General features: G+C 66.6%; 27 protein-coding genes and 2 pseudogenes. 12 read left to right on the top strand and 17 right to left on the bottom strand.

Annotation, left to right across the window (positions count from 1 at the left end; all coding sequences use genetic code 11):
* The 13 genes from E3T28_RS00415 to E3T28_RS00475 form a co-directional block, all read right to left on the bottom strand.
* Positions 1-601, bottom strand: a 601-nt coding sequence (locus E3T28_RS00415; protein WP_134426831.1) for a DUF222 domain-containing protein, incomplete at its 3' end; no start/stop codon positions are given.
* Positions 602-1,297: 696 nt separating this feature from the next.
* Positions 1,298-2,245, bottom strand: a complete 948-nt coding sequence (locus tag E3T28_RS00420; protein WP_134426833.1) for a pseudouridine synthase — start codon at positions 2,243-2,245, stop codon at positions 1,298-1,300.
* 94 nt (positions 2,246-2,339) lie between these two features.
* Positions 2,340-3,182 carry an SCO1664 family protein gene (locus E3T28_RS00425; protein ID WP_134426835.1) on the bottom strand — a complete coding sequence of 281 codons (843 nt, stop codon included), beginning with the start codon at positions 3,180-3,182 and terminating at the stop codon, positions 2,340-2,342.
* Positions 3,182-3,754: a DUF3090 domain-containing protein gene (locus E3T28_RS00430; protein WP_134426837.1), complete on the bottom strand. Its 573-nt coding sequence runs from the start codon at positions 3,752-3,754 to the stop codon at positions 3,182-3,184. Before E3T28_RS00430 ends, E3T28_RS00425 begins: the two co-directional genes overlap by 1 nt.
* A 9-nt stretch (positions 3,755-3,763) precedes the next feature.
* Positions 3,764-4,468: a histidine phosphatase family protein gene (locus E3T28_RS00435; protein ID WP_134426839.1), complete on the bottom strand. Its 705-nt coding sequence runs from the start codon at positions 4,466-4,468 to the stop codon at positions 3,764-3,766.
* A 145-nt stretch (positions 4,469-4,613) separates the two neighbouring features.
* Positions 4,614-5,639 carry a glycine betaine ABC transporter substrate-binding protein gene (locus E3T28_RS00440; RefSeq protein WP_134426841.1) on the bottom strand — a complete coding sequence of 342 codons (1,026 nt, stop codon included), beginning with the start codon at positions 5,637-5,639 and terminating at the stop codon, positions 4,614-4,616.
* Positions 5,640-6,344, bottom strand: a complete 705-nt coding sequence (locus E3T28_RS00445; protein ID WP_134426883.1) for an ABC transporter permease — start codon at positions 6,342-6,344, stop codon at positions 5,640-5,642.
* A gap of 128 nt (positions 6,345-6,472) precedes the next feature.
* Positions 6,473-7,720 carry an ABC transporter ATP-binding protein gene (locus E3T28_RS00450; protein WP_241979101.1) on the bottom strand — a complete coding sequence of 416 codons (1,248 nt, stop codon included), beginning with the start codon at positions 7,718-7,720 and terminating at the stop codon, positions 6,473-6,475.
* Positions 7,721-7,781: 61 nt separating this feature from the next.
* On the bottom strand, positions 7,782-8,423 hold the full coding sequence (locus E3T28_RS00455) for an ABC transporter permease (RefSeq protein ID WP_134426845.1): 642 nt from the start codon (positions 8,421-8,423) through the stop codon (positions 7,782-7,784).
* A gap of 198 nt (positions 8,424-8,621) precedes the next feature.
* Positions 8,622-8,912, bottom strand: a complete 291-nt coding sequence (locus E3T28_RS17665; RefSeq protein ID WP_134426847.1) for a three-helix bundle dimerization domain-containing protein — start codon at positions 8,910-8,912, stop codon at positions 8,622-8,624.
* A gap of 150 nt (positions 8,913-9,062) precedes the next feature.
* The gene (locus E3T28_RS00465) at positions 9,063-9,536 is read right to left on the bottom strand and encodes a low affinity iron permease family protein (protein ID WP_166786881.1); all 474 of its coding nucleotides are present in this window, start codon (positions 9,534-9,536) and stop codon (positions 9,063-9,065) included.
* 43 nt (positions 9,537-9,579) lie between these two features.
* Positions 9,580-11,319, bottom strand: a complete 1,740-nt coding sequence (locus E3T28_RS00470; protein ID WP_241979099.1) for an ABC1 kinase family protein — start codon at positions 11,317-11,319, stop codon at positions 9,580-9,582.
* 4 nt (positions 11,320-11,323) lie between these two features.
* Positions 11,324-11,890, bottom strand: a complete 567-nt coding sequence (locus E3T28_RS00475) for a PadR family transcriptional regulator (protein ID WP_134426853.1) — start codon at positions 11,888-11,890, stop codon at positions 11,324-11,326.
* Positions 11,891-12,087: 197 nt separating this feature from the next.
* Between E3T28_RS00475 and E3T28_RS00480 the strand changes: the two genes are divergently transcribed.
* The 5 genes and pseudogenes from E3T28_RS00480 to E3T28_RS17515 all read left to right on the top strand — a co-directional run bounded on the left by E3T28_RS00480 (position 12,088) and on the right by E3T28_RS17515 (position 14,799).
* Positions 12,088-12,981 carry a DUF808 domain-containing protein gene (locus tag E3T28_RS00480; protein WP_134426855.1) on the top strand — a complete coding sequence of 298 codons (894 nt, stop codon included), beginning with the start codon at positions 12,088-12,090 and terminating at the stop codon, positions 12,979-12,981.
* Positions 12,982-13,031: 50 nt separating this feature from the next.
* Positions 13,032-13,655, top strand: coding sequence for a LysE family transporter (locus E3T28_RS00485; RefSeq protein WP_134426857.1), 624 nt, complete (start codon positions 13,032-13,034; stop codon positions 13,653-13,655).
* Between the two features lie 169 nt (positions 13,656-13,824).
* A pseudogene (locus E3T28_RS17670) lies at positions 13,825-14,061 on the top strand (lycopene cyclase family protein); the annotation flags it as partial.
* Positions 14,045-14,326: pseudogene (locus E3T28_RS17675) on the top strand (Brp/Blh family beta-carotene 15,15'-dioxygenase); the annotation flags it as partial. The pseudogenes E3T28_RS17670 and E3T28_RS17675, both read left to right, overlap by 17 nt.
* A 47-nt stretch (positions 14,327-14,373) precedes the next feature.
* A complete protein-coding gene (locus E3T28_RS17515) occupies positions 14,374-14,799 on the top strand; it encodes a Brp/Blh family beta-carotene 15,15'-dioxygenase (protein ID WP_134426861.1) in 426 nt (141 codons plus the stop codon).
* Here E3T28_RS17515 and E3T28_RS00500 read toward each other — a convergent pair.
* On the bottom strand, positions 14,776-15,492 hold the full coding sequence (locus tag E3T28_RS00500; protein WP_134426863.1) for a hypothetical protein: 717 nt from the start codon (positions 15,490-15,492) through the stop codon (positions 14,776-14,778). The two genes, E3T28_RS17515 and E3T28_RS00500, sit on opposite strands and share 24 nt — an antisense overlap.
* Positions 15,493-15,762: 270 nt before the next feature.
* On the opposite strand from E3T28_RS00500, the gene hpaE reads away from it, so the two are divergent.
* From hpaE to E3T28_RS00535, 7 genes are all read left to right on the top strand, one after another.
* Positions 15,763-17,292, top strand: coding sequence for a 5-carboxymethyl-2-hydroxymuconate semialdehyde dehydrogenase (hpaE, locus tag E3T28_RS00505; RefSeq protein ID WP_134426865.1), 1,530 nt, complete (start codon positions 15,763-15,765; stop codon positions 17,290-17,292).
* A 68-nt stretch (positions 17,293-17,360) separates the two neighbouring features.
* Positions 17,361-18,512: a 3,4-dihydroxyphenylacetate 2,3-dioxygenase gene (gene hpaD / locus E3T28_RS00510; RefSeq protein WP_134426867.1), complete on the top strand. Its 1,152-nt coding sequence runs from the start codon at positions 17,361-17,363 to the stop codon at positions 18,510-18,512.
* Positions 18,513-18,540: 28 nt separating this feature from the next.
* Positions 18,541-19,326: a 2-oxo-hept-4-ene-1,7-dioate hydratase gene (hpaH, locus tag E3T28_RS00515; protein ID WP_134426869.1), complete on the top strand. Its 786-nt coding sequence runs from the start codon at positions 18,541-18,543 to the stop codon at positions 19,324-19,326.
* A complete protein-coding gene (locus tag E3T28_RS00520; RefSeq protein WP_134426871.1) occupies positions 19,311-20,114 on the top strand; it encodes an HpcH/HpaI aldolase family protein in 804 nt (267 codons plus the stop codon). The genes hpaH and E3T28_RS00520 overlap by 16 nt, the downstream gene beginning before the upstream one ends.
* Positions 20,115-20,302: 188 nt before the next feature.
* Positions 20,303-21,034, top strand: a complete 732-nt coding sequence (locus E3T28_RS00525) for a hypothetical protein (protein WP_134426873.1) — start codon at positions 20,303-20,305, stop codon at positions 21,032-21,034.
* Positions 21,031-21,447: a phage holin family protein gene (locus E3T28_RS00530; protein ID WP_134426875.1), complete on the top strand. Its 417-nt coding sequence runs from the start codon at positions 21,031-21,033 to the stop codon at positions 21,445-21,447. Before E3T28_RS00525 ends, E3T28_RS00530 begins: the two co-directional genes overlap by 4 nt.
* Entirely contained in the window at positions 21,444-22,028 is a 585-nt protein-coding gene (locus E3T28_RS00535; protein ID WP_134426877.1) for a DUF3618 domain-containing protein, read from the top strand. The genes E3T28_RS00530 and E3T28_RS00535 overlap by 4 nt, the downstream gene beginning before the upstream one ends.
* Positions 22,029-22,108: 80 nt before the next feature.
* Here E3T28_RS00535 and E3T28_RS00540 read toward each other — a convergent pair whose 3' ends face one another.
* The 3 genes from E3T28_RS00540 to E3T28_RS16690 form a co-directional block, all read right to left on the bottom strand.
* Positions 22,109-23,095, bottom strand: coding sequence for an NAD(P)-dependent alcohol dehydrogenase (locus E3T28_RS00540; RefSeq protein WP_134426879.1), 987 nt, complete (start codon positions 23,093-23,095; stop codon positions 22,109-22,111).
* A 72-nt stretch (positions 23,096-23,167) separates the two neighbouring features.
* On the bottom strand, positions 23,168-24,094 hold the full coding sequence (locus E3T28_RS00545) for an aldo/keto reductase (RefSeq protein WP_134426881.1): 927 nt from the start codon (positions 24,092-24,094) through the stop codon (positions 23,168-23,170).
* 95 nt (positions 24,095-24,189) lie between these two features.
* The coding region (locus E3T28_RS16690; RefSeq protein ID WP_166786882.1) for an Ig-like domain-containing protein at positions 24,190-24,967 on the bottom strand (778 nt) is incomplete at its 5' end.

The following is a 24,967-nucleotide window of genomic DNA, read 5'->3' on the forward strand; positions in this document are numbered from 1 at the left end:
CCCCGCCGCGGAGTGGGTAGAGGCCGTCGCGGAGGAGTCCGAAGCCGACGGTGCTGCGCGGTTCGGCGACGGGTTCGTTCGGGGCGGTGCCGTCGGGGTCCAGGCGCGCGAGCCACTGCCCCGCCATGCCCCGCACCAGATCCGCGGGGAACGCGAACCCCTCACCGGGGAGCCCGCTCGTTTCGTCGGTGATCGCACCCGTCGCACTGGCCACCAGGGCACGCTCCGCGGTGCCCAGGTCGTCCGGCGCGACCCGGGCAGCAACAGTGTCGAGGGCGGTGACGATGTTCTCGGCAGCATCGACGCCGAGGTCGCCGGCGGTGAGGGCAGCCGCCACGGCCGGGTAATACGGCGGCAGCATGCTGGTGCCGGCCAGACGCGGGGTGACGTTGTCGCCGAGGCGCACCCGCCGGTTCGCCTCCCGCGAGGAAACACGGGTCAGGCGGGTGATCAGGTCCGTTCCATTGGTCGCCCCGTTCTTATACGCGAGGGACTCGTGGCCCAGGATGCGCCGAGACCGCACCGCAATGTCGGCAGCGGATGCAACCCTGGCCGCATCCACCCTACGGCCGAGGTCTTCGACCGTGCCGAGCACCGCCATCGCCTCCGCCTCGCTCAAAAGAGAGAAGGCGACCGAATCAANTGTTGCACGAGGGGCTGTTGCACGTTGGAAGCCACCGCCTGCGGTGAGGTGGTGGGGTGGTGCGGAGTGGGGGCTCCTGCCATACCACTATAGTAAACGTGTACTAATCTAGAGTCAATAGGTGCTGACTATTCATCGAAAGTAATTTGGTCAGCGTGGTGCAGCCTTGAAGTCGGCCGCGCATCGGTATCCGTAGTTGTGGCCGTCATACGCCCGGCCCTCTAACGAATTCGACGGAGATTTTGCCAATTTCGAGCCGAAACGGATGTTTTGGGCCGGGTTTGAGCAAAATCTCCGTCGAATTCGTTCGGCCGGGGGTCCGTGGCCGGGCTCGGAGACCGGGTCGCCGGGTTTCGGCAAGCTCAACCACCGTGTCGCCAAAGTCTCCGCAGGAAGCCCGGGTACGGATGCCGATAGACCGGTTCAGAGGTCGACTCGCCGGGTTCCGGCAAGCTCAACCGTTGTGCCGCCAAAGTCTCCTCAGGGAGCCCGGGTGCGGATGCCGATAGACCGGTTCAGAGGTCGACTCGCCGGGTTTCGGCAGGCTCAACCACCGTTGCCCAAGGCGCCGGCCCAAGGCTCCGGCCTCAACCACCGTTGCCCGAGGCGCCGGCCTCAGGCGCCGGCCTCAGGCGCCGGCCTCAGGCGCCGGCCTCAGGCTCCGACCGCAGCCCGCAGCCCGCAGCCCGCAGCCCGCAGTGGCAGCGTGCGCACGCTCTCGAACCGGCGCAATTCGCCGTCGATGGGATCGGTGAAGCTCACGTCGCTTGCCAGGAGCTGGAGCGGGCGGGTGAAATCGTCGATCGCGACATCCTGAACGACGGGGTACACCGGGTCATCGATGATCGGGATCCCCAGGCCCAGCATGTGCATCCGCAGCTGATGGGTCTTGCCGGTGCGCGGCGTCAGCCGATAGACGCCCGTGTGCCGCAACACGGTCTCCAGCTCGATCAGCGACTCGGCATTGACGGGTTCGTCGGTGACCTCGGCCTGCCATCGGCCTCGCCTGGTGGTCAGGTGATTGCGCACGGTGATGGGGAAATCCAGATCCGGTCGCAGCGGGGCCAGTGCACGGTAGGTCTTGCCGACCTCGCCGCGCTGGAACATCGATTGGTACTCCCCGCGCCAGCGTCGCTCCGTCGCCAGCACCAGAAGGCCCGATGTCACGCGGTCCAGGCGATGCAACGGCGAGAGCTCGGGCAGTCCCAACTCGGCGCGCAGGCGCACCACCACACTCTGCACGACGTGTCGACCGCGCGGAATGGTCGAGAGAAACGGCGGCTTGTCGATCACGACGAGGCGGGCATCCCGATGCACCACGTGGACGATGCCGGGTACGGATGCCTCGGCGACGAGATCGCGATGGAACCAGACAAAGGTGTGCGGGCCATACGGGTCGCTGCCGACGACCGGGGCGCCCGACTGGTAGCGGAACCGCTCCCCGGCCAGGAACCCGGCGACGTCGACGGACGCGGCGAGACGCTCAAGCAACCACTCCCCCATGGTCGGCCACGGATGCGACCGCGGGCGGTCCCGATCCGGTGTGCACACCCAGGCGGCCTCGAGCCCGTGGCGCTGAGGCAAAGGGGACGGCGGGGGCATTCACCGATCGTACGTCGCCGCGATCGACGCCGCAGACGCAGCCGCAGTCCCAGCCGCCGCCACACCGCGATCAGCGCCGCAGTCCCAGCCGCCGTCAGAACAGCGGCCACGGTACCGCGGGCATGTCGCCACGCGGGGCCGGAAACCGGCCTTCGGAGCGCAACCGGTCGCAGCGCGCGACCAGTGCGGCGATCTCGACCTCGCTGAGCAACCCGGCGAGGATGCCGCCGAGTTCTCCGGTCAGCTGCGCGCTGACCCGGTCGATCCCGTCGAGCTCGTCGGCGGTGAGTTCATCGCCCAGCCAGCCCCAGAGCACGGTGCGCAACTTGTGGTCGGTGTGGAACGTGAGGCCGTGGTCGACGCCGTGACGGTGCCCGTCCGGCATCGCGAGGATGTGGTCGCCCTTGCGATCGGCGTTGTTCACGACGATGTCGAACACGGCCATGCGCCGCAGCACGGCCGAGTCCTCATGGATGAGGGTCACCGCCCGATTGTGATCGTCCCGGCCGTCGAAGACCCGGCACCAGCCGGGGGTCGGCGCGTCTCCCCACGGGACCAGGTCCACGGCATCCTGTTCGGGATCGGCGTCCTGCCACAGCTGCACCATCCCCGGACCCATCGGGCCGCCCCGCAGCCAGGTGCGGGGCACGACGTTCCAGCCGAAGGCCTCTGAGACGAGGTAGGCCGCGGCCTCGCGGCTGGCGAGATTGCCGTCGGGAAAATCCCAGAGCGGATTCTCGCCGGCGATGGGCTTGTAGACGACCGTGACGTCACCGATGGTGCCGAGGAAGGTCGCATTCGAGGCCGTCGTTATGCGCCCTGTGAGCTCGAGCACACCGCCGACCACACCGCCGAGCGCACCACCGACCACACCGCCGAGCGCACCACCGACCTCACCGCCGAGCTCAGCGTCGTCGGGGGTGACACCCGGCAGCATCAGGGGCTGCCGGGGAGGGTGCAGGTGTGCCCGTCAGCGTCGATGGGATCGCCGCAGAGCGGGCAAAGGGTGCGACCGGCCCCCACCACCTCGCGGGTGCGCTTGGCGAAGGCGCGTGCGGTGCCGACGGGCATCCGTACCAGCAGCATTTCCACCGGCTCCTGCAGGATCGCGTCGAGCAGCTCCTCGTCGGGCACGTCGTCGATCCCCGGGTCGACCTCCACGAGCGGGTAAGCCTCGAGCACGACCTGCACGGTCGAGGGATCCCAGCCCAGGCTCATCCCGCCGGTTCGGAATTCCTCCGCGACGGGCTGATCCAGCGGCTCGTTGTCGACGAGCTCGACGGGCGTGTTGGTCGGGATGCTGAACGGGTTGCCTTCGTGGCTCATCAGCTGGTCGAGCATCTCGTCGATCTTCTCGGCGAGCAACGCGGACTGCTGTTTCTCCAGGGCGATGCTCACGATCTGAGCTCCGGTGCGCACCTGCAGGTAGAACGTGCGAGACCCAGGCAGACCGACGGTGCCGACGACGACCCGATCCGGCCAGGCGAACTCATGGACGATTGTGGGCATGTGGGTATTTTAGGTGACCGTCGTGTGCGGCACCTGACCGGCCCCACCGCCGACCGGCGCGTCGGCCGACAGAACACTGGCGCCGAGCCAGGAGAGGTCGCCGGCATCCGTGTTGATGGCGTGAACGCTCGGCCGGCTGGTGCCGTAACGCACGATCGAAACGGATGCCGGACCCACATTGATGCGTTGGAAGAGGTCCAGGTGCATGCCGAGCGCATCGGCCAGGACGGACTTGATGATGTCGCCGTGACTGACCGCCACCCAGACCGCGCCGGGGCCGTGTTCGGCCTCGAACGCCGCGTCGTGACGACGGATGGCGGCGACCGACCGGGCCTGCATGGTCGCCATCGACTCACCGCCGGGGAAGGTGACGGCCGATGGCTGGGACTGCACAACCGACCAGAGCTGTTCCTTGGCGAGATCGCCGAGGGCCTTGCCCTGCCACTGCCCGTAGTCGCACTCGGTGATGCCCTCCTCCAGCGGCGTCGCCGGCGAGCCGGCCTGGTGATCGAGGATGAACTGGGATGTCTGCCGGCAGCGTTCCAGGGGGCTGGAGACCACGCCGACCAGCGGCACCACGGCGAGTCGCTTGCCCGTGACGGCCGCCTGGTCCTGGCCAATCTGGTCAAGCCAGACCCCCGTGGTGCGCCCGGCCAGCAATCCGGTGGCATTTGCGGTGGTGCGGCCGTGCCGCACGAGAATGACTGTGGCCATGGGTACAGCCTAGACAGGCAGGTGCGCGGGCCGTGGCCAACTCAGGAGATCCGGCCGGGCGTCCACTGCTGGCCCGCAGCGATCCGGGGCGCTCGGCGATCTGGGTGACGGATGTCCTGAGTTGGCCACACACGGGCGAGGTCGGCTAGTCGGTCGGGTCGGTGATGAAACCCTCGTCGATCATCCAGGAATAGGCCACATCGGCAGGTTCCTCACCGTCGACGTCAACCTTGCGGTTCATGCCGCGCAGAACCTCGTCGGTGAGCTTGGGTGAGATCTCGGCGAAGATCTCCTCCAGGCCGGGGGTGGCCTCGATCGACTCGGTGAAGAAGACCGGCGCCACGTTGTACGCCGGGAAAAACTTGAGGTCGTCGATCAGGACTGTCAGGTCGAGCGCGTCGAGGCGGCCGTCGGTCGTGAAGACCTCACCGAAGTTGCAGGCCCCGTCATCCGTCGCGCTGTAGATCGCACCGGTGTCGTAGATGCCGATGTTGCCGTCGGGCACGCCGGCGGCGGCACCGCGTTCCAGCCCGTAGTGGGCGAGCATGGGGTTCATGCCGTCCGGCCGGGAGTTGAATTCGGACTCGATGCAGAAGGTGCGGTCCTCCACCGGCAGCGCGGCGAGTTCGGACATGGAGGTGATGCCGCCGAGCTCGGCGATCGCCTCACTGCGCACAGCCAGGGCGTAGGTGTTGTTCATCGGTGCCGGCGCACCCCAGGTGACACCGTTCTCGATGTCGATGTCGTACACGGCCTGCCACATCTCGCCCTGGTCGGCGATCGCCTCCTCCTGACCGAGGTAGGTCAGCCACGCGGTTCCGGTGTATTCCCAGAGCACGTCGGCCTGGCCGGAGAGGATCAGCTCGCGGGTCGGCTGGCTGCCGGGCAGATTGCTGAGGTCCGTGACATCGAATCCCGCGGCGGTCCCGGCAAGCACCGCGATCTTGCCGAGCAGCAGCTGCTCGGTGAAGTTCTTGGACGTGACCGTGAGGTCGACTCCCTCGGCACCGTCGAGCGGGGTGATCGACCCCGGTCCGACCGCGGGAACGTAGGAGGTCGCCGGCTTCAGCCCGCAGCCGGTCAGGGCGACGGCGGACAGGGTGAGGACACCGGCTGCGACACCCCAGCGACCGAGCGACGTGCGACGGGTGCGAGACGAGGAGCGGTACATCTAGAGTCCCTTCGGGCGGGCGACGTGTTCCACGACGCGGCCGATCCAGTCGATGAGCAGGGCGAGCAGGGCAACGAGCAGGGCTCCGGTGATGAGCACGGGGGTGAGGCTGAGATTGACGCCCGTGGTGATCAGGATGCCGAGCCCCCCGCCGTTGACGAACGTCGCCAGGGCGGCGGTGCCCACCAGCAGAACGAGGGCGGTGCGCACCCCCGACAGCATGACCGGCACAGCGAGCGGAAGCTCCACGCGGAACAGCACGGCCGCGGAGCTCATACCCATGCCGCGTCCGGCCTCGATGAGGCGGGCGTCGACCTGCTGCAGGCCGACCATGGTGTTGCGCAGCACCGGGAGCGCGGCGTAGAGCACGAGGCTGAGTGTGGCGGCCCAGAATCCGAAGCCGACCCAGAACGCGAGCAGCACGACGACGCCGATCGCGGGGGCGGCCTGCCCGAAGTTGGCGATGGCGAGCACCGGAGCGGTCAGAAATCGCAGGGGTCTGCGGGTCAGGGCGATTCCCAGGGGAACCGCGATGACCAGCACGATCACCGCGGCGAGCAGGGTGAGCTGGATATGTTCCACCGTGTAGACCCAGAGCGCGGCCGGGGCGAGGGTGGTGAGCTCGATCGGCGAGAGGTCCGCCGTGTTCAGCCAGATCACGAGGGCCAGGAACGCGAGCAGGATGCCGGCCAGCTGGTAGACCAGTCCCCGCCAGGACCGCCACGTCGCGCGGGCGCGGCTGACGGGTAGGACCGGCGCGGCCGGGTCGCCAGGCGTTTCGACGGCGGAGTCGCCGCCGGCCAGGCGGGCTTCCGTAGTCAGGGTGCGGGTGGTCACTGAACGGCCTGCGCGTCAGCGCCGTTTTCCACGGCTTCGCTCGGGTCGGCCCCGGCGGCAGCCGTCTGCGCCTGGAACAGGCCGGTGTTCAGCCCGACGGGCGCCTGGTCCGATTCGAGCACGGCAGCGGTCTGTGACCGGGTAATGGCGTCCATCACGGTCTGCACGTCGATGACGCCCTTGAACATGTCACGGCGACCGGTAACGAGCGCGGCCCCGGCGCTGGACACGAGCATCGTGTCGAGCGCGTCGTTGAGCGTGGCGTGCTTGCCGACGACCGGGAGTTTCGGGTCGGGAACGTCGCCGATGGTTTCGAGGCGGCCGAGCTGGCGCACGGAGAGCCACTGGATGGGTCGGCGACGCTCATCGACGATGACCGCGTGGCCGTGGCCGGCCTCGACGACGCGGGCCAGGACATCCGTTGCCTGTTCGCCGGGGTTGCCCACGACGGCGTCGCTGAGGGCGACATCCGCCACCCGGGTCAGGGTGAGCTGTTTGAGGCCGGCGCCGGAGCCGATGAAGTTCTCGACGAACTCGTTGGCCGGGTCGCCGAGGATGCGTTCCGGGGTGTCGTACTGCTCGAGCTGGGCACCCTCGTTGAAGATGGCGATCCAGTCGCCGAGTTTGACGGCCTCGTCGAAGTCATGGGTGACGCAGACGATGGTCTTCTGCAGTTCTTCCTGGATGTTGAGCAGTTCGTCCTGCAGGCGCAGCCGGGTGATCGGGTCGACGGCACCGAAGGGCTCGTCCATGAGCAGCACGGGCGGGTCGGCCGCGAGCGCCCGCGCCACGCCGACGCGCTGCTGCTGGCCGCCGGAGAGCTCCTTGGGGTACCGGTCGCGGTAGAGCGCCGGGTCCAGGGAAACGAGCTCGAGGAGTTCGTCGACGCGGGTCGCGATGCGGGCCGTGTCCCAGCCGAGCATCTTCGGCACGATGCCGATGTTCCTGGCGACCGTCATGTGCGGGAAGAGCCCTCCGGCCTGGATGACATAGCCAATGCCTCGGCGCAGGGTGTCGCCGTTCATGTCGGTCACGTCGTCTCCGTCGACGACGATGCGGCCCTCGGTCGGTTCGATGAGTCGGTTGATCATCTTGAGGGTCGTGGTCTTGCCACATCCCGAGGGGCCGACCAGCATGACGATCTTTCCGGCCGGGATCTCCATGGTGAGACCGTCGACGGCGGGGCGCGCCTGGCCGGGGAAACGCTTGGTGACGTGGTCCAGAAGGATGCTGGCACCGGTGATGCCGGGACGGGTGGCGGAATCGTCGGTGTTGGTTGATACAACGGCGGCGGATGAAATGAATTCAGACACGGATACCTCGAGGTGTGGTCAGGCGGCCGAGGCCGACGAGGAGGAGATCAAGAATGAGGGCGAGCACGACAACGCCGATGACGCCCGTCAGCACAGACTCGAGGGAGTTGGCGCCGCCAAGGCGGGAGAGTCCGGAGAAGATGAAACCGCCCAGCCCCGGGCCGAGGGAGTAGGCGGCGATGGCCGCGACTCCCATGACCATCTGAGCGGAGACCCGGATGCCCGTGAGGATGATCGGCCACGCCATCGGCAGTTCCACCTGCAGCAGCGTGCGGAACCGGCTCATCCCGATGCCGCGGGCGGATTCCACGATCGACGGCGCGATGCCCGACAGGCCCACGACCGCGTTCCGCAGAATAGGCAGCGTGGCGAAGAACGCCACCACGATGACGGCCGGAACGACACCGAAGCCGAGCGGCGCGATGAGCAGTCCGATGAAGGCGAACGACGGGATGGTCAGGCCGATGGCCGACACCGAGTTGGCGATCCCGGTGAGCGCGGAACTTCGGTAGACGAGGGCGGCCAGTACTACGGCGAGGAGCGTCGCCAGGATCAGGCACTGCACGACGAGGCTGAAATGCTGCCAGCTGCTGAACAGGATCTGCTCATACTGGTCCCCGACAAAATCAAACACATCAAAACCTTTTCGCATCGATGACGCACGTAGTCACCGACACCGGCACGGGCGCTACTGGAGGCGCGGATGTCGAACTGGATGGGGACGCAGGCTGAGAGCCTGTGGTGAGGGTTGCTAACCATCTTTGCATGGCCACCCCCGGATGGGCGGCACGAGACGTGACGGGGCCGCCGGTGACGTCCGGCCGGCGGCGCTCTATGAGCGCCAATCGGTGGGCTGAGCCGCGGGACCAAATGCGGAAGGTGCCCCATCTGTTGCACCTGTCGCAGCCGTCGGAGCCTGCGACGTCGTGCCATGCCCGCGCAGACGGCCTGTGGCCCCGCGTTCGACCAGAACGGGAACGTAGTCTCGGATCGGCCGCCCCTCGAGAGCGGTGTGCTCCTCGAGGACGGCCCTCTCAATGCTCTCCCGCGGGATATGAGGGAATCTCTCGACGAGACGATCGACTACCTTGGCGACGGCGTTCCGCTCTGATTCCGTACTCATACCGAGATGGTCCTGCCGATTGACTTGTTCGTCAATCCGATCCCGGCTGCTCGGCAGGACTCGAGCACCCGGTGGCAGAGCCTGTCCAGACCCCGCGCGCCGACCCTTGGAGGCCCGCCCGCGGCATCCGTGGCCGGTTCACCCTCAGACTTATTGCCGGGTTTCGGTTTCCGCTTGCCTGCGGTGATCGAGATTCGTATCCGCCAGGTCCTCGAGCTCCACGTCGGAGGCGGCCTCCTCGACGGCGATGAGCCGATTGTTGGCGGTCGGAAGCGCTCGCACCATCTCGTCGAGCTTGCGCTGTGTCGCCGCCTGCTGCCGAGCCTGGGTGTGCTGGATCACGAACACCATGACGAGGGTGATCGAGGACGTGACGCTGTAGAGCACGTTGTTCCACCAGGAAGGAAAGCCGACCAGGAAGCCCACCATTAGCCAGAGCGCCGTGAGCAATGCGACAGCCAGCCCCACCGTCGCGAGCGAGGTGGCGTCACCCACCTGATGAAGAAGCCGGCTGCTCCACAGATGCTCCCGCCGCCCCGGACCGTTGCTTTCGCCTCGCGGCGCGCGTCGTGGGCTCGAGGCCGCCGCCGACCCAGGATTCTGCTTCTCGTTCTCACCAGACATAGAGAACACAGTAATCCCTCGGTCGTCTGAGCTCCCTGGGCGTCTAGGGCAGCGGCCCGCGCCGCGCCAGCGTTCCGGCGAAGAGGGCGTGCAGCAGTGGGAGGGCGGACACGACCAGGAGCACCGTGCCGAGCACGACGTCATCGGAACGCAGCAGGATGCCGCCGATCAAGAGGGCGGTGAAGAGGATCGCCGAGATGACCTGCCGCCCGGTTCGCTCGAGGTCGATCAGGCGCCGCTCGATCCGAGGGGTCTGCACCGAGACCGTGCCCTCGTCGAATCGCGTCAGGAGGTTGTCGAGCCGCCTGGGCAGCCGCGCGACGACGCCCGCAACCGACACCACCTGCTTCGCGGCCGCCTGCACCACATTCCCGCCCTCGGTGCGAATCAGCTGGGCGGAGTACGGCTCGACGGAATTCCAAATATTGAAGGCAGGGTCGAGCGAACTGCACATTCCCGAGGTCAGCGACATCGCACGCACGATGAGGAGGAAGTTCTCCGGAAGCTGAAACGGCAGCGAGCGCACCACGTCACCGAACTCGATGGCGAAGGCGCGGAATTCGCGCGGGTCGACATCCTGCAACTCGGCAAAACCCATCCCGCCGAAGCGCGCGAACAGTTTCGTCATGGCCCGCTCGAGTTCGGCGGTGTCTGCGGAGGGGAGGAGCACACCCACCTCGCGGATGCCGTCCACCATCCCCTTGCCGTCGCGGGACGCGGCGGCGATGAGCAGTTGCACCAGGCCCTGGCGCAGGGCATCGGGTACCTCGCCCATCATCCCGAAGTCGATGAAGGTGAATTTCCAGGTGCGTCCACCCTCCGCTCCGGGCGCACCGGCGGCGAGCGGCGTGACGAAGATGTTGCCGGGGTGCGGGTCGGCGTGGAAATACCCGTGCACGAAGAGCTGGTCGAACATCACGGCCGCGAAGTCGTCGGCAACCTCGGACGGGTCGATCCCGGCCGCCCGCAGCCCATCCACGTCGTTGATCTTGATCGCGGTGACGTCCTGCAGGGTCAGCACCCGCCGTGTGGTGCGCTCCCACACGAATTCGGGAACGCCGACCCGGGCGTCGTCGGCGAAGTTCTGCGCGAACCGTTCGGCGCTCGCCGCCTCCCGCAGGTAATCGATCTCCTCGAGGCTCGTGAACGCGAACTCCTCGACCAGGGCAGGCATGTCGACGCGATCCGAGACCAGTCGCACGCGGCTGAGCCAGCGGGCGACGCGGCGGAGGGCGCCGAGGTCGACATCGACGATCTCGGCGATGCCCGGCCGCTGGATCTTGACGACGACGTCGAGCAGGCCGGTCTCGGCGGCATCCAGCGTCGACAGCCTCGCCCGGTGGACCTGCCCCAGAGAAGCCGCCGCCAGCGGCGTCGGATCAATGTAGGAGAACGCGCGCTCCAGTGTCACACCCAGCTCGGCCTCGGCGAGGGCACGGATGTCCGGGAACGGCACCGGCGGAACCTCGTCCTGCAGACCCTCAAGCTCTTTGGTGATCTCCGGCGGCAGCACGTCGAGGCGCGACGACATGAACTGGCCGACCTTGATCATGAGACCCCCCAGGTCGACCGCGAGCACGTGGAAGCGTTGCGCGATGTGCTGCAGGCGCGCTGACCGGTTTCGGGCGGCGAGCCGTGCGAGCCCGAACCGCGGGAGGACCAGTTCGTACCACCACGTCTGCGCCAGATACAGGGCTGCGAACCGGAGGATCCTGCGGGAGCGCGCGCGCAGGTTACCGACGTCGGTCCCCTGTACTCCGCGGTGCCGACGTGCTGTGGGCACTCGGTCAGTCCTGGGCGAGGATGGCGTACAGCTTGCGACGCGCCTCATCCAGGATGGCGACGGCCTGCTTCACCTGCTCGGGGTTGCCGGAGCGCCCGACCTGCGCGGCGGCCTGGGCCAGATCGATGCCGGCCTTCGGCAGCGCGGTCGCACGCCCGGTGTCCCGGGCACCCTGAGCCTCCCACGGGGCGGGCTGGTCTGCCGCGGCATGCGCAACCCCGCGGCCCTCGTCCGTGAGCGAGTAGGTCTTGCGACCGTTGGACTCCTCGGCGTTGATGAGACCCTCGTCGGCGAGCAGCTGAAGCGTGGGGTACACCGAGCCGGGGCTCGGCTTCCAGGCACCATTGCTGCGTTCCTCGATCTCGTGAATGATCTGGTAGCCGTGCATCGGCTTCTCGGCCAGCAGCGCGAGCACCGCCGCACGCACGTCGCCGCGCGCCATCCGGGGGCCGGCCTTGCGCTCGAACTGTCCGCGAAGCTGCTCCATCGCGTCCCACATGCCGCTGGGCCAGCCCTCGCCGGCACCATTGCGCCGTGCCCCGAACCCATCGCCCATAAATGAACCACTCATGATGTCCTCCTCAGTGCCGTAGCCACCCGGCTCGACGATAGTTAACGATATATCGTTCGCGCCGTGATGGCGATACCAGTTTCCATCTTCATTCCGCCGTCTGGGAGGTGCCTGTGCCTCTCCTGGCGCGCGGTAAAGTAGACCCCGTTGCCGTCGCCCACCACCGGGACGACGCCCCTGAATCCAAGGAGAACCAGATGTCCGTCGGCTTGCTCGCCGTTGTCGATGACATACTCACCGCTGCGCTCAAAGCGAGCGCCAAGACCGCCGGTGTCGTGATCGACGATGCGGCCGTCACGCCTCAGTACGTTCAGGGACTGTCGCCCGCTCGCGAGCTTCCCATCGTGTGGCGGATCGCACTCGGCAGCCTGTTCAACAAGTTCGTCATCATCATCCCGCTGGCATTGCTCCTCTCCGCATTCGCGCCGGGGGTGTTGCCGTGGCTGCTGATCATCGGCGGCACCTATCTGTGCTTCGAGGGTGCGGAGAAAGTCACCGAGTGGTTCGGCGTTCACCACGCCGCCGGCGCGACTGAAGCGCGGGATGAGCGAAAACTCGTCTTCGGCGCCATTCGCACCGACCTCATCCTCAGCACCGAGATCATGCTCATCGCACTGGCCGGTCTCGATCCCGATTTCGGGATCGGGATGACGCTCGGCGCTCTGGTCGTGATCGGCCTGGGTATGACGGTGCTCGTCTACGGCGCGGTCGCCCTGCTGGTCAAGATCGACGACATCGGACTGTCGCTGATGAAGAACCCGGTACGACGGGTGAGACGCACCGGCGCGCGCATCGTGCGCTCCATGCCGGCCGTGTTCCAAGTGATCAGCATCATCGGCACTGTCGCCATGTTGTGGGTCGGCGGCCACCTGGTGATCGCCAACCTGCACGACACGATCTGGACCGGCCCCTACGACGTGGTGCACGCTGTGACGGAAGTGGTCGAATTTGCCGGACCGGTGATCGTCTGGGTCACCGACACCGCGATGTCGCTCGTCTTCGGGCTCATCCTCGGCCTGATCATCGTCGTGGCCCTGACCGGGATCTCACGTCTTCGCAAGCGCAAACAGCCACACGGCGTCACGGCCTGACCCAGTCGCAGGCGGGATAGCCGCAATCGGAACGAAACGAGGATGTCCCTGTGCAGCTTTCCCTGTGGGTGGCCTTGGTCGGCGCGGGTGCCCTGATCAGTTTCACGCCGGGCGCGGGGGCGATCAACACCATGAGCAACGCCCTGAACGCGGGCTTTCGCCGCTCCATCTGGGGAATCCTCGGCCAGCAGGCCGCCCTCCTCATTCACATCGCGATCGTGGCCCTCGGCGTCGGCCTGCTCGTGGCCAGTTCCCCGCTTGCCTTCAACCTCATCCGCTACGTGGGGGCCGCCTACCTGGTCTACCTGGGCATCCGTCAATTTCTCGCCAAGCCGGATCTCGATGGCGAGCGCACCCGGACTCTGAGCGACGAGCCCCGCTGGTCGATGTTCCGGCGCGGGCTGTGGGTGAACATGCTGAACCCCAAGGCGATCGTGTTCTTCCTGGCGTTCCTGCCCCAGTTCATCCGGGCCGACCGACCGCTGGCGGCCCAGTACCTGATCGTCGCCGCCACCACCGTCGTCATCGACGTTCTGGTGATGTGGTTCTTCTTCGCCGGTACAGCGCGTTCCTTCCAGCGATTCACGCGCGACGCGCACGGTCAGCGCGTCTTGAACCGTGTCTTCGGCGTGCTCTTCGTCGCGGTCGGCGTGCTGCTCGCGGTCATCCACTGAGCGCTCCCGGCCGTCACTCGCCCTCGGATTGGGCGCACACGTGTAACTCGTGGTCAGATGCGCTTTTTTCCGAGTTGTGAATGCCCGAGAAACGCACATTCTCCGCCACTAGGCTGCTCGACGATCATCAAGTCAGCACCCCGGACGTGATCGAACACAAGGAGCACAGATGACGCCTGACGCGGACGCGGACCTGGTCGTGCTGGGTGGAGGACTGACGGGGCTCACGCTGGCCGCCCGGCTGGCCCGGGAGCAGTCCGGCCCCCGCGTCATCGTGCTGGAACCGCGCACCGAATACCAGGACGACCGCAGCTGGTGCTTCTGGCGGCCGGAACGGCACGAGCTGTCACACCGCGTGTCCGCGAGCTGGAAGACCTGGACGTTTTCGGATGCCGCGGGCCGGACCATTCGGCACCAGGTACCCGGCCTGGCATACCGGCTTCACCGCCGTCTATATTCTGGTCGTGGTCGGCGTGGTGCTCCTCTGGCTGGTCGCGCCGGTGGCGAGCCTGGCCGCGTTCCTCCTCGTGTCCGCCCTGCACTTCGGGTCGGACTGGAACTCCGATCGGTCGGTCTGGCTGCGTTTTCTCGCCGGATTCGGGCTGCTCACCGTTCCGGCGCTGTCGCATCACGACCAGGTCAGCGCCATCTACGTGGTGCTGGCCGGTGACCCAGGCGCGTCGGTGGCCGGAGTCAGGAGTGGCTCGGGCCGCTCGCCGTGGCCGGTCTCCTGCTCGCCGCCGTGGTCGCCGTGCGGCACCGGTCGCATGAAAGCGTCGAAATCGTCTTCGCGACCGTGCTCGCCCTGGTCACCGAGCCGCTGGTCTTCTTCCTGCTGTACTTCTGCGCGCTACACAGTTTCCGACATCTGAAGGGCGGATTCCGCGATGAGCGGGGTAATGGCCGGCACACGGCCCTCGTCGTGGTGGCCTACACCGTGGTCCCCCTTCTCGCGGTGGGGACATTCCTCGTCGCGTTCGGCCCCGGCGCCGGTCTGAGCGATCAGATTCTGCAGCTGGTTTTCATCGACCTGGCCGGACTCACCGTGCCGCACATGATCGTGGTGACCTACGAGGACCGCCGGAGGCGCGCGGCCGGCGCCGTCGGTTCGAGTCAGCGATCAGTTCGAGGAAAGACCGTCTGAGGATGCTTCCGCCTCCACGCGGGCTGCGAACTCCTCCATGCCCCGGGCGATGTTCTCCTGGCGGGAGTCGTCGTCCTCGGGGTCGTACGGGGCGTCATACGGCCAGGACATGTACACGTTGGGGTCGATGATCAGGTAGGCGGACAACGAACCGCTCGGGATCGCTTCGTAGTCGCGCACCTGCTCGTCCGACTGGTCCATGCCCATCCACGCGATGCCCGTGTTCTCGGGCAGGACAACCCAGCCCTGGCCACGGAACACGTCGGCGAGGTCGGGCGGGATGCTGGCGTGCACCTGCGCGAAGCCGCGGGTGGTGAGGGCCGGCGCGAGAGTGTTGAGGAGTGCCTTGCACACCCAGGCGGAGCCACCGGTGATCAGCAGCTCGAAGACGGCGGTGCCGTGATCGCTGACGATGGCGTCGTCGATGTCATCGTCGGTGGAGTCTTCGTCGAGCTGATCCTCGTCGACGTAGCTGTCGGGCTCGGTGACGACAGCGCCGAGAAGCCGGCCGTCCTCCGTTTCGGCGACCAGGGCGAGAGCCATGGACTCGGCCTGCAGTTCGATGGTGTCGTCGAAGTAGGTCTCCGGTGAGTCATCGATTTCGGCCTGCGGGTGTTCAGCGAACAACGCGACAAACGCCGTGCGATGCTGTTTATTCAGGCGTCGGACTCGGAAGCCAGGTTGTTCGCTCATGCTTGAGCCTCTCGACGATGTTCTACGTGCTGTACCGCTCCGGATTCGGAACGCTCAAATTTATCACGCGCTGTCGTCGACAAACACGGTGCTTGTCTCATCCGGCCACTTCGTATATTATTTCAAATACGTTACGCGAGCGAAGGGGCTCATGGACATCGACGACGAGCTCACTCCGCCCGGCAACGGGGCTGACCCTGCCCTCCTGGGTCGCAGGCACATCCGCGGCCTTCCCGCATTCTGACCGACATCAAACCCAGGAGGCCCACCGTGACCCAGACGACCCCCGCCCCAGCGACGCGGCACGTTCCCGCTGATCTCCCCGACCGGATTCAGCACTACATTGGCGGCGCGTTCGTCGATTCCGTCGACGGGGACACGTTCGATGTGCTCGACCCCGTGTCGAACGAAACGTACCTGCGCGCCGCCGCAGGCAAGAAGGCCGACATCGATCTCGCCGTCGCCGCCGCCCGCCGCGCCTTCACCGAGGGGCCGTGGCCGCGGATGCTGCCCCGCGAGCGCTCTCGCGTGCTGCACCGGGTCGCGGACATCGTGGAGTCCCGGGATGCTCGACTCGCTGAACTGGAGTCCTTCGACTCCGGCCTGCCGATCACTCAGGCCCTGGGGCAGGCACGGCGCGCCGCCGAGAACTTCCGCTTCTTCGCCGACCTGATCGTCGCGCAATCCGACGACGCGTACAAAGTGCCCGGTCGACAGATGAACTACGTCAACCGCAAGCCGATCGGCGTGGCAGGGCTGATCACCCCGTGGAACACACCGTTCATGCTCGAGTCCTGGAAGCTCGGACCTGCATTGGCGACCGGCAACACGGTTGTGCTCAAGCCTGCCGAGTTCACACCGCTGTCAGCCTCGCTCTGGGCCGGCATCTTCGAGGAGGCCGGGCTTCCCGCAGGCGTGTTCAACCTGGTGAACGGGCTGGGCGAGGACGCGGGCGACGCTCTCGTGAAGCACCCCGACGTGCCCCTCATCTCGTTCACCGGCGAGAGCAGCACCGGCCAGCTCATCTTCGGCAACGCCGCACCCTTCCTGAAGGGACTGTCGATGGAGCTGGGCGGCAAGTCTCCTGCGGTGGTTTTCGCGGACGCCGATCTCGAAGCCGCCGTCGACGCCACAATCTTCGGAGTGTTCTCATTGAACGGCGAACGCTGCACGGCAGGGAGCCGGATCCTCGTCGAGCGTTCGGTGTACGACGAATTCGTCGAACGCTACGCGGCCCAGGCCAAGCGCGTCGTCGTCGGTTACCCGAACGACCCGGCGACGGAAGTCGGCGCCCTCGTTCACCCCGAGCACTACGACAAGGTGATGAGCTACATCGAGATCGGCAAGCAGGAAGCCCGCCTGGTCGCCGGCGGCGGACGCGCCGAGGGATTCGCTCAGGGCAATTTTGTCGCACCCACCGTCTTCGCCGACGTGGCACCGGATGCCCGGATCTTCCAGGAGGAGATTTTCGGCCCCGTCGTGGCGATCACCCCGTTCGATTCCGACGAGGAAGCACTCACCCTGGCCAACGGTGTGCGCTACGGGCTGGCGGCCTACATCTGGACGAACGACCTCAAGCGGGCGCACAACTTCGCCCAGGGTGTCGAGGCCGGCATGGTCTGGCTCAACTCGAACAACGTGCGGGATCTCCGCACGCCGTTCGGCGGTGTCAAGGCATCGGGCCTCGGGCACGAGGGCGGCTACCGCTCGATCGATTTCTACACGGACCAGCAGGCGGTGCACATCACCCTCGGCGAGGTGCACAACCCCACCTTCGGCAAAAGTGGCGAGCAGCACTGAGCCACCACCTCATCACCAGAGCGGGAGCGTCAGCTTCCGCACCCTCGCATTGACGCTAAGGATCTGACATGACCATCACCCCCGAATCTCCCGAACCCGTCGTCACCGCCGCCAACCCGGTGCGCTCGACGAATCCCGTCCCCACTCCCCAGGCTCCGGCGCCCGATGTGCTCCGCTGCGCCTACATGGAACTCGTCGTCACCGACCTCGCCGCCTCCCGGAAGTTCTACGTCGACGTTCTCGACCTCATCGTCACCGAGGAGGATGAGAATGCCGTCTACCTGCGCAGCTTCGAGGAATTCATCCACCACAACCTGGTGCTGCGTCAGGGGCCGGTCGCAGCGGTCGCCGCCTTCTCCTACCGGGTGCGGTCGCCGGAAGACCTCGACAAGGCCGTCGCCTTCTACACCGAACTCGGCTGCCGCGTCGAGCGCCGGCCAGACGGCTGGACCAAGGGCATCGGCGACTCGGTTCGGGTCGAGGACCCGCTCGGGTTCCCCTACGAGTTCTTCTACGACGTCGAGCACGTCGAACGCCTCGCCTGGCGCTACGACCTGTACACACCGGGCGCCCTTGTGCGACTGGACCATTTCAACCAGGTCACCCCCGACGTGCCGCGCGCCGTCGCATATATGGAGGACCTGGGGTTCCGGGTCACCGAGGACATCCAGGATGAGGCAGGCACCGTCTACGCCGCCTGGATGCGCCGCAAGCCGACGGTGCACGACACGGCCATGACCGGCGGCGACGGCCCGCGGATGCACCACGTCGCCTTCGCCACCCACGAGAAGCACAACATCATCGCCATCTGCGACAAGCTCGGCGCCCTGCGCCGGTCCGATGCGATCGAACGCGGCCCGGGCCGCCACGGCGTCTCGAACGCCTTCTACCTCTATCTGCGCGACCCCGACGGCCACCGGGTCGAGATCTACACCCAGGACTACTACACCGGCGACCCCGACAACCCGGTCGTGACCTGGGACGTGCACGACAACCAGCGCCGTGACTGGTGGGGCACCCCGGTCGTGCCGAGCTGGTACACCGACGCGTCACTGGTGCTCGACCTCGACGGCAACCCGCAGCCTGTGATCGCACGTACCGACGAAAGTGAGCTTGCGGTGACCATCGGGGCCGACGGCTTCTCCTACACTCGCAAGGGCGACGACGAGTCGATGCCCACGTGGAAGCAGGGCGAGTACAAGCTCGGTAACCAGCTTTAACAACGGCCGACGCGAGAAGAAGGACACTATGCTGCCCCCGGAAACAATCATCGCGATCGCGGACGAACTCGCCGCGGCGGAACGCGACAGGGCGATGGTGCCGCGCCTGACCCTACGTCACCCCGAGATGACCGTCGAAGATTCCTACGCCGTGCAGAACGAGTGGCGCCGACGCGGTGTCGAGGCCGGTCGGCGGCTCGTCGGCCGAAAAATCGGGTTGACCTCGAAAGTGATGCAAGTGGCCACGGGCATCACCGAACCCGACTACGGCGCCATTTTCGATGACATGGTCTTCGAGAACGGTTCGGTGATCGAGCACGCCCGGTTCTCCAATGTGCGCATCGAGGTCGAACTCGCATTCGTGCTCGGCGCGACCATCGTCGGGCCGAACGCCACGATCTTCGATGTGCTCCGTGCCACGGAGTACGTCGTGCCGGCCCTGGAGATCCTCTCCTCGCGCATCGAGATGCCCGGTCGCACGATTGTCGACACGATCAGCGACAACGCGGCGATGGGTGGCATGGTTCACGGCGGCAACCCGACCGCGGTCGACGCGGTCGACCTCCGTTGGGTCTCAGCGCTGCTCTACCGCAACGAGACCATCGAGGAGACCGGGGTGGCCGCCGCCGTGCTGAATCACCCGGCGAACGGCGTGGTCTGGCTGGCGAACAAACTCGCCCAGCATGGCGACCGCCTCGAGGCGGGCGAGATCGTGCTCGCAGGCTCGTTCACCCGCCCGATGTGGGTGCATCCTGGAGACTCGGTTCTGGCCGACTACGGACCGATGGGAACGATCTCATGCCGTTTCGACTGAACCCGACGTTCCGTGAGGTCCTGAGCGGAGCATCCCGCCCGCTCGCCGGGATGTGGCTCTGTTCGGGCTCTCCGATCGTCGCCGAGATCTGCGCCGGTGCCGGCCTCGACTGGCTCCTGCTCGACATGGAGCACTCCCCCAACGGCCTCGAATCCGTGCTGGCACAGCTGCACGCCACATCCGGCTATCCCGTGTCGACGCTGGTGCGGGTTCCGGCCAATGATCTGGTCACGATCAAGCAGGTGCTGGACCTCGGCGCCCAGAACATCCTGGTACCCATGGTGAATTCGTCCGACGAGGCGCGTCTGGCCGTCGAGGCCATCCGTTATCCCCCGCGCGGGCGCCGCGGTGTCGGTTCGGCGCTGGCCCGATCCGCCCGCTGGAACCGCGTGCCCGGCTATCTCGACAACGCCGACGACCATGTGGCCCTGTTCGTGCAGGTGGAGACGAGCGCCGCGGTCGAAGCCGCCGGCCAGATCGCAGCGGTCGACGGGGTGGCCGGAGTCTTCGTCGGCCCCAGCGACCTTGCCGCCTCCATGGGCCTGATCGGGCAGCAGACACATCCCGATGTGACACAAGCCGTGCTGCGCGCCTTCCGTGCGGTGCATGCGGCGGGCAAGCACGTCGGGGTCAACGCTTTCGACCCGGCCGTGGCGCAGAGCTACCTGAACGCCGGAGCCGACTTCGTACTCGTCGGAGCGGATGTTGCCGTTCTCGCCCGCCAGTCGGAAGCGCTCGCTGCTCGCTGGATCCCGGGATCGGATGAAGTCGAGGGCGGCTCCTACTAGGTGTCCCGTGCGGTGCGAGATTCGCGCTCCCTGACGTAATTAATCCCGGTTTCGTCACGCACGCTGGCAGAATTCGTCACTATTCTCAGGTAGCTTGCACGGCCTTGGGTTGCCCGTTCATGATAGGTGCGACCTGGGAATTCCGTCGGCGTTCGCCGTCGGGCCCGTCCACTTTTCGAAGGAGAGCCATGTCCAACGCCGACCCAACATACGCCCCCGGCAACGCCGGATTTGACTTCAACACCGACACACAGACCGCCTCTTTCGGTGGCAGTGCGGCCCCCGCCGCTGCGGGCCAGAGCCCCACCGCCGGAGACCGGGCCGCCGACGTCAAGGACACCTCGGTCGCCGCGGGCCAGCACGTCGCCGGCGTCACCAAGCAGGAGCTCCACAAGGTCGGCTCCGAGGCCAAGAAGCAGGCCAAGGACCTCTACCAGGAGACCCAGACGGAACTCACCGACCAGGCCGCGTCCCAGCAGAAGCGGGTCGCGTCGGGCATCCGATCGCTCGCCGACGAGTTCGGTGCGATGGCCGGGGCATCCGAAACCCAGGGAGTGGCCAGCGACCTCATCGAACAGGCCGCGACGCGCGCCACCGGCATCGCGGACTGGCTGGACCAGCGCGACCCAGGCTCCCTCCTCACGGAGGTCAAGGACTACGCCCGGCGCAAGCCCGGAACCTTTATTGCCATCGCCGCTGTGGCAGGCGTCCTCGCCGGGCGGCTCACGCGCGGAGTGGTCGAGGAGAAGAAGGACGCTGCCGAGGATGCGGCCGAGGAGACCACGGTCGCCCCCGGTCACACCGCCGTCAACACCGACTACAGCACCAGCGCCGACTACGCCGCGGGAACCACCGCCGGATACGGTTCCAACCCCGAGTTCCACTCCGTCAACGCCGGTTTCGATGGGACTCCGCGATGACCGACCTGCACACCCCATCCGAACGCAAGGCTGCCGAGACCTCCCTGGGCGACCTGCTCGGTGAGGTCACGCGTGACGTGTCCACGCTCATGCGCCAGGAGGTCGCGCTGGCCAAGGCGGAAGTCCGTCAGTCCGCCACCCGCGCCGGAAAGGGCGCCGGTCTGGTCGGGGGTGCCGGGTATGCCGGCCACCTCACCGTTCTCTTCCTGTCGTTCGCGGCCTGGTGGGGACTCGGCCAGGTCATCGACATCGCCTGGGCGGCGTTCATCGTCGCCGTGGTCTGGGGAATCGTGGCCGCCGTGCTGTACGTCCTCGGCCGCAAGGAACTCAAGACCGTTCAGGGCGCGCCGCGCACCGTCGACTCTTTGAAGCACATTCCAGACGCACTCAAAAGAAATGAGGAAAACCGATGAGCACCGACTTCACTTCCAGCTCGACCACCGATCCGGATGTTCTCCGCGCCGAGATCGAAAAGACCCGCCGCGAACTCGGCAGCGACGTCGACGCTCTGGCTGACAAGGTCACGCCGGACAAAATCATGCAACGCCAGGCCGACAAGGTGAAAGGGGCCGTGGGCTCTGTGAAGGACAAGTTGATGGGCTCGGCATCCGACGCCGGCGATTCCCTGACTGGAGTGGCCGATAACGCCTCCGGCGTCGCACACCAGGCCGCCCAGAAGGCGAAGGGCAACCCCCTGGCCATCGGCCTGATCGCTTTCGGTGTCGGCTGGCTGGCCTCGTCGCTGGTTCCGGCGAGCTCCACCGAGAAGCGAATCGCCGGGAATGTCTCCGAAGCCGCTGAGCCGCTGGTCCACGAGGTGACCGACGCCGCGAAGCAGGTCGCCGAAAACCTTAAGCAGCCGCTCAGCGACGCAGCGGAGGCCGTGCAGGGCACGGCCACCGACGCAGCGGACACCGTCAAGTCCGAGACCGCCGATGCGGCCGGAGAGGTGCGCGACGAAGCGAAGCACGCGGGGCAGACCCCGTCCGTCTAACACCGGCACCGTTCCTGCCCCACCGCTACGGTTGAAGCCCGGCGGCACGGCCGACAAACTGCGCGACCCACTCAGGGCGCTCAGCTCGTCGCCGGCCGCCGGGTTTCTTCGTGGTGCTGCGGGGTGATGACCACCTTGCCGAGCGCCCGCCCCTCGCCGACGTAGGCGAGTGCACGCGGCACTTCGTCGAGTCTGAAGGTGCGGTCGACTCTAATGCGGAGGTCGCCGGCGAGACACAGGTCGGCCGCGGGCACGAAGTGGGCCGGTCCCTCCCTGACGGCAAGAACACCCATCCGGCGCCGGGACAGCAGGCCGAGCGCAGCGCCGATCGTGGCAACAGCCAGCAGTGTCGGCACTGCTCCACCGACGCAGGAATAGCGGCCGCCCGGAGCCAGCGCCCGCCGGTAGGCGAAGACGGTTCGGTGGGCGACGAGATCGAACACGAGGTCGAACGGTTCGAGCCTCGTGAAGTCCGTGCGGCGGTAGTCAACCACGTCATCGACGCCGAGCTCGCGAAGGTAGTCAAGCTTTTCCGCATTGTCGACACCTGTCACGTGCGCCCCGGCGAGGGCGGCGAGCTGGATCGCGAACGTACCCGATCCGCCACCGGCACCGTTGACCAAAACGCGCTGCCCCGGCCGAACTCGAGCCATGCCCCTGAGAGCGATCGCGCCCGCCTGCGGCAGCGTCGAGGCCTCGACGAACGTGAGCCCCTCCGGCTTGTGCGCCAGCATCGCGTCGGGCGCCACGGCATACTCGGCGAACCCGCCCATCAGGGCCAGGTTGTCGCCGTACACCTTATCGCCGACGTGGAACCGAGTCACGCCGGCGCCGACAGCGGCGACACGTCCCGCTATATCGGAACCGAGCACCCGGCGCTTGGGGGCGCGGAGTCCCCCGATCCGGGAGTAGAACGGTGACCCCCGCAATCCCTCCCAATCCGACAGATTGACGGATGCCGCGACAACCTCCACGAGCACCTGATTCGGGCCAGGCGATGGCACCGGTATGTCCTCGATCCGCAACACGTCTGGCGGGCCGTACCGGTCGTAGACGACGGCTTTCACACCGATCGGCCTCTGAATTTCACGCGCAGGGAGTTGAACATGCTCGCAGTTTAGGCCCGGCCGCCCTCGTGTTTACGGGAGGACGTGCCCAGCGGCCGTGAAAAGGCGGTACCACTCCTCACGACTGAGCGCAATCTCGGACCCTGCGGCAGACTCCACCACTCGGGCCGGCCGGGTCGTCCCCAGAACCACCTGAATGTTGGCCGGGTGCCGGGTGATCCAGGCAACCGCGATCCCCGTCGGCGTGACCCCGTGGGCGGCGGCGATGTCATCGAGGGCGTCATTGAGCGGGCCGTAATTCTCCCGGTCGCCCACGAACACGCCGTCGAAGCTGCCGCTCTGGAACGGCGACCAGGCCTGCAGGGTGATGTCGTTCAGTCTGCTGTACTCGAGGAGCCCGTTGTCCCGCACAACGGACTGCTCCAGTCCGGCCATGTTGGCCGCGACTCCCTGAGCGATCACCGGCGCGTGGGTGATGCTCAGCTGCACCTGGTTGAAGGCCAGCGGCTGGTCGACCGAACGCTTGAGCAGTTCGATCACCCCGGGCGTCTGGTTGGAGACACCGAAGTTGCGCACCTTTCCCGCGGCGTGCAGCGCGTCGAACGCCGCGGCAACATCCTCGGGTTCGACCAGAGTGTCCGGACGGTGCAGCAGCAAAATGTCCAGGTAGTCGACGTTCAGCGCCGCGAGAGACTCGTCGACCGAGCGGAGGATGTGCTCCTTGGAGAAATCGAAAAAGCCCTGACGGATGCCGACCTTTGACTGGATGATGACCGCCTCACGCTCTACGTCCGTGAACGTGACCGCGTCACCGAACCGCTTTTCGCAGCCGTGCGCGCCACCGTAGATATCGGCGTGATCAAAGAAATTGATGCCGGCATCCCGAGCGGTGCCGACGAGGGCGCGGATCCCCTGATCGTCCATGTCCGAGATCCTCATCATCCCGAGGATGACATTGGATGCCTGCAGATTCGTGCGTGGAGGGTTGAATATCTTCATCAAACCATCCTGCCCCACTTCAAATTTCTCAAACGGCACTCATCTTGGGTTATCGCCTGGTGCGTTGTGAACCGATCCTCTCGAAGCAGGCTTCCTCAGATGGATCGACGGCGTTTGCGGGCGAGGAGTAGTCCCGTCAGGAAGAGCAGAGTCGCAAGAATTATCGGTTGGCCAGAGTCGGCGCCCGTGACTGCGAGAGATCGACCAGCATCGACTGGCGGGCCGACTACCAGGCCTGCTACCACGCCGACCTTCACTGCGACAGTGGCGGTGTCGCAATTGCCGTCAACGTCACACACTTTGTAGGTGAAGGAGTCGGTGCCGGTGTAGCCGGAGTCGGGCGAATAGGTTACCTCTCCGGCATCAGGGTCAACATCGACGGTGCCGTGGCTGGGTCCGGCAACGATCGAGACCGAAGTCGGGTCAAGATCACCATCACGGTCAGTGTCATTGCCGAGGACATCGACGACTACTGGTTTGCCGGTAGTCGTGGTCACGTCGTTGTCTGCAGCAACTGGTGGCGTACTGGTTGCCGGAGGAGCCGTAACCCTGACTGTGACGATTGCGGTGTCGCAACGGTCTGTGGTGTCGCAGATCTCATACGTAAACGTATCGGTCCCTGTGTACAACGAGTCCGCGGTGTACCTGATCTCACCAGAAACAGGGTCGACCGAGACGGCACCGTGTGATGGCACCACAGTCACCGACACGGTCGTGACATCGAGATTTCCGTCGTCGTCCGAATCGTTGTCCGCGACATCAAACACCACGGTGACACCGGAGACGGCCGGCGAGCTGTCATCAACAGCCACCGGCGAAGACGGAACCACCGGAACCACCGGAACTGCCGTGACGTTGAAAGTCACCGTGGCA

Origin of the sequence: Cryobacterium sinapicolor (assembly GCF_004403465.1) — a bacterium.
GTDB lineage: Bacteria > Actinomycetota > Actinomycetes > Actinomycetales > Microbacteriaceae > Cryobacterium > Cryobacterium sinapicolor.

Excerpts from the sequence above, each read along its gene's own strand:
- E3T28_RS00535 (WP_134426877.1), top strand. The coding sequence starts at position 21,444 with ATGAGCACCGACTTCACTTCCAGCTCGACCACCGATCCGGATGTTCTC.
- E3T28_RS00525 (WP_134426873.1), top strand. The coding sequence starts at position 20,303 with ATGTCCAACGCCGACCCAACATACGCCCCCGGCAACGCCGGATTTGAC.
- E3T28_RS17665 (WP_134426847.1), bottom strand. The coding sequence starts at position 8,912 with ATGAGTACGGAATCAGAGCGGAACGCCGTCGCCAAGGTAGTCGATCGT.
- E3T28_RS00500 (WP_134426863.1), bottom strand. The coding sequence starts at position 15,492 with ATGAGCGAACAACCTGGCTTCCGAGTCCGACGCCTGAATAAACAGCAT.
- hpaD (WP_134426867.1), top strand. The coding sequence starts at position 17,361 with ATGACCATCACCCCCGAATCTCCCGAACCCGTCGTCACCGCCGCCAAC.
- hpaH (WP_134426869.1), top strand. The coding sequence starts at position 18,541 with ATGCTGCCCCCGGAAACAATCATCGCGATCGCGGACGAACTCGCCGCG.
- E3T28_RS00440 (WP_134426841.1), bottom strand. The coding sequence starts at position 5,639 with ATGTACCGCTCCTCGTCTCGCACCCGTCGCACGTCGCTCGGTCGCTGG.
- E3T28_RS00480 (WP_134426855.1), top strand. The coding sequence starts at position 12,088 with ATGTCCGTCGGCTTGCTCGCCGTTGTCGATGACATACTCACCGCTGCG.
- E3T28_RS00475 (WP_134426853.1), bottom strand. The coding sequence starts at position 11,890 with ATGAGTGGTTCATTTATGGGCGATGGGTTCGGGGCACGGCGCAATGGT.
- E3T28_RS00520 (WP_134426871.1), top strand. The coding sequence starts at position 19,311 with ATGCCGTTTCGACTGAACCCGACGTTCCGTGAGGTCCTGAGCGGAGCA.
- E3T28_RS00465 (WP_166786881.1), bottom strand. The coding sequence starts at position 9,536 with ATGTCTGGTGAGAACGAGAAGCAGAATCCTGGGTCGGCGGCGGCCTCG.
- E3T28_RS00545 (WP_134426881.1), bottom strand. The coding sequence starts at position 24,094 with ATGAAGATATTCAACCCTCCACGCACGAATCTGCAGGCATCCAATGTC.
- E3T28_RS00430 (WP_134426837.1), bottom strand. The coding sequence starts at position 3,754 with ATGCCCACAATCGTCCATGAGTTCGCCTGGCCGGATCGGGTCGTCGTC.
- E3T28_RS00435 (WP_134426839.1), bottom strand. The coding sequence starts at position 4,468 with ATGGCCACAGTCATTCTCGTGCGGCACGGCCGCACCACCGCAAATGCC.
- E3T28_RS00420 (WP_134426833.1), bottom strand. The coding sequence starts at position 2,245 with ATGCCCCCGCCGTCCCCTTTGCCTCAGCGCCACGGGCTCGAGGCCGCC.
- E3T28_RS00425 (WP_134426835.1), bottom strand. The coding sequence starts at position 3,182 with ATGCTGCCGGGTGTCACCCCCGACGACGCTGAGCTCGGCGGTGAGGTC.
- E3T28_RS00530 (WP_134426875.1), top strand. The coding sequence starts at position 21,031 with ATGACCGACCTGCACACCCCATCCGAACGCAAGGCTGCCGAGACCTCC.